General features: G+C 72.4%; 1 pseudogene. It reads left to right on the top strand.

Annotated features, from left to right (window positions below):
* Positions 1-177 precede the first annotated feature (177 nt).
* Positions 178-3,627: pseudogene (locus ABEB00_RS35375) on the top strand (type I polyketide synthase); the annotation flags it as partial.

Here is a 3,627-nt window from a genome sequence, read left to right on the forward strand (position 1 = left end):
ACCCTCACCGCACCACTCATCCTTCCCGAACACGGCGCCGTAAGAATCCAGTTGACCGTCTCGGAAGCGGACGAACAGGGCCGGCGCGAAGTAAACGTCCACTCACGGCCGGAGGGCACCACACGGGGCGGGGATCCGGACGCGGCCTGGGTCCGTCACGCCCACGGCACACTGGCGGTGTCGCAGGCGGATCGGCTCGCCGACGATGCGCCGGATCTGACCTCGTGGCCTCCGGCGGACGCGGTGGAACTGGACACCGACGGGGTGTACGACCGGCTCGCGGAGAGCGGTTACGGATACGGCCCGGCGTTCCAGGGACTCGGGCGGGTGTGGCAGCGCGGGGAAGAGCTGTTCGCCGAGGTCGCCCTGTCCGAGGAGCAGCGGTCCGAGACGGGATCGTTCGTGCTGCATCCCGCGCTCTTGGACGCCGCGTTGCATCCGCTGCTGCCCGGCGCCGACTCCGCTCACGCGCACCGTGCGGGCGCGGGTGACAGCCAGGGCGCCGCCCGGTCGCTGAGCCTGCCGTTCGGCTGGACCGGGGTGCACGTGTCCGCGGCTGCCACGCCGGCCCTGCGGGTCCACATCGCCCGCACTGGTCAGGACACCGTCGCGTTGACCGTCGCCGACGGCACGGGCGCACAGGTCGCGGCCGTGGAGTCGCTGGTGTGGCGCGAGGTGCCCGCCGACGCGTTGCGTGCGACGGCTCGTACGGAACCCGACCGGACGCTGTTCCGGGTGGAGTGGAAGGCAACCTCCCAGACGGCGCCGCCATCGGACCTGCGGACCTTCCCGGACGTCGAGTCCCTGATCGGCTTCATGAACGACGCCGACTACGGCGGCGTCGACCGCGATGAGGAGTCCGTACCCGAAGCCGTCGCCGTGGAGTTCGCCGCCGCACCTGCCCGCGAAGAATCGGGCGACACCGCCGCACAGGCCCTCGGCCTCACCCGGCGAGCCCTGGAACTGGTGCAGTCGTGGCTGGCCGACGAACGGTTCGCCGCCTCTCGGCTGGTGCTGCTGACGCGGGGTGCCGTGGACGTCGAGGGCGCGAGGGACAGCGGTGTCGTCGTCGATCCCGTGCTCGCCGGAGTCTGGGGGCTGCTGCGGACGGCTCAGACGGAACACCCCGGCCGGTTCGTCCTGGTCGATTCGGACGCGCCCGCCGAGGAGGTACTGCCCGCTGCCCTGGCCGCGGTCGAGCCCCAGGTCGCGGTCCGCGGCGGCGCCGTACACGTACCCCGTCTGGTGCGCGTCCCGACCGTCGCCCCGGACTCCGGCCCCGCCTTCGACCCCGACGGCACGGTGCTGATCACGGGTGCGCTCGGGCGGCTGGGCGGACTGCTCGCCCGGCACCTCGTCCGCGTGCACGGCGTACGTCATCTGCTGCTGCTCAGCCGTCGCGGAGCCGACGCGCCCGGCGCCCAGGACCTGCACGACGAGCTGACGGCACTCGGTGGCCATGTCACGCTGGCCGCGTGCGACGCCGCGGACCGCGACCAACTGGCAGCGACCCTGGCCGCGGTGGCGGCCGAACATCCCCTGACCGCCGTCGTGCACGCCGCCGGTGTGCTGGACGACGGGATCGTCACCGCCCTGACACCCGAGCGGCTCGACAACGTACTGCGCCCCAAGGTCACTGCCGCCTGGAACCTGCACGAGCTGACCCGGGACATGGAGCTGACCTCTTTCGTCCTCTACTCGTCGATCTCCGGCCTCATCGGAGCCGCAGGTCAGGGCAACTACGCGGCTGCCAACGCCTTCCTCGACGCCCTGGCCGCCCACCGGCGGGCGCAGGACCTGCCGGCACTGTCCCTGGCCTGGGGGCTGTGGGAACAGAGCGGCGGAATGGCCGAGGGGCTGGGACGCCAGGACATGGCCCGTATGGCCCGCACGGGTATCGCCCCGCTGTCCGAGCAGGACGGTCTGTCGCTGTTCGACGCCGCCCTCGCCACCCGGAACGCCGGACAGGACGCGGCCCTGCTCGCACCCCTGCGCCTCGACGGCGAGGCCCTGCGGGCACGGGTCGATTCGGACGACGTCCCGCCGTTCCTGCAGAGCCTCGTGCCCGGCCCCGGACCTCGGCGTGCCCGGAGCGAGCGGCGGAAGCGCGAGACGGCCGGGTCCTCTTTCGTCGAGCGGCTGTCGACGCTGGCCGAACCCGAGCAGCGGCGCGCCCTGCGTGAGCTGGTCCGCGGGCAGGCGGCTGCCGTGCTGGGGCTCGGGGGAACAGCCGCGGTCCCCGCCGACCGTGCCTTCAAGGAGGCCGGTTTCGACTCGCTGACCTCGGTCGAGCTGCGCAACCGGCTCACCGGCGCCACCGGTCTGGCCCTGCCGACTACCCTCCTCTTCGACTACCCGACCCCGGAGGCCGTGGTCGGTCTGCTGTTGAACCGGTACGTCGACGCACGGGGCCAGGACGCGCCGGCCACGACCGCTTCCCCGGCGTCCGCGGTGAAGGCGACGGCCGACGAGCCCATCGCGATCGTGGGCATGGCCTGCCGCTACCCGGGCGGAGTGACCTCCCCCGAGGACCTGTGGCGGCTCGTGGCGGAGGGCACCGACGCGATCTCGCCCTTCCCGACCGGCCGGGGCTGGAGCGAGGACCTCTACGACCCGGACCCCGACCGCCCGGGCAGGAGCTACGTCCGCGAGGGCGGCTTCCTTCACGAGGCCGGAGAGTTCGATCCCGCCTTCTTCGGGATCTCGCCGCGCGAGGCGCTGGCCATGGACCCTCAGCAACGGCTGCTCCTCGAGACCGTCTGGGAGACCTTCGAGCGGGCCGGCATCGACCCGGCGGCGGTCCAGGGCACCCAGACAGGTGTGTTCGCCGGGCTGATGTACCACGACTACGCCCCACCCGTGCACCAGATGCCGGAAGAGATGGAGGGCATCCTGCTCACGGGCAACACCGGAAGCGTTCTCACCGGCCGCCTGGCATACATCTTCGGCCTGGTGGGTCCGGCGGTGACCGTGGACACGGCCTGCTCGTCCTCGCTGGTGGCCCTCCACCTGGCGGCGCAGGCGCTGCGGTCCGGTGAGTGCTCCATGGCCCTCGCCGGCGGTGCCACGGTGATGTCGACCCCCGGCACCTTCGTGGAGTTCAGCCGGCAGCGCGGGCTGTCCCCCGACGGCCGGTGCAAGTCCTTCTCGGCCTCGGCCGACGGCACGGGCTGGGGTGAGGGTGTCGGCATGCTGCTGCTGGAGCGGTTGTCGGACGCGCGGCGTAACGGACACCGGGTGCTGGCCGTGGTGCGGGGTTCGGCGGTGAACCAGGACGGCGCCAGCAACGGTCTGACGGCGCCGAACGGGCCCTCGCAGCAACGGGTGATCCGTCAGGCGCTGGCGAACGCGGGAGTGCCGGCCGCCGAGGTGGATGTCGTGGAGGCGCACGGCACCGGCACACGTCTAGGGGACCCGATCGAGGCCGAGGCGCTGCTGGCGACGTACGGGCAGGAGCGCGACACCGAACGGCCGCTGTGGCTTGGATCGTTGAAGTCGAACATCGGTCATACCCAGGCCGCGGCGGGTGTCGCCGGTGTGATCAAGATGGTGCTGGCGATGCGGGAAGGTGTCCTGCCGCGCACTCTGCACGCGGACGAGCCGTCACCGCACGTGGACTGGTCGTCG

It is taken from the genome of Streptomyces ziwulingensis (assembly GCF_039542605.1).
Taxonomy (GTDB): Bacteria; Actinomycetota; Actinomycetes; order Streptomycetales; family Streptomycetaceae; genus Streptomyces; species Streptomyces ziwulingensis.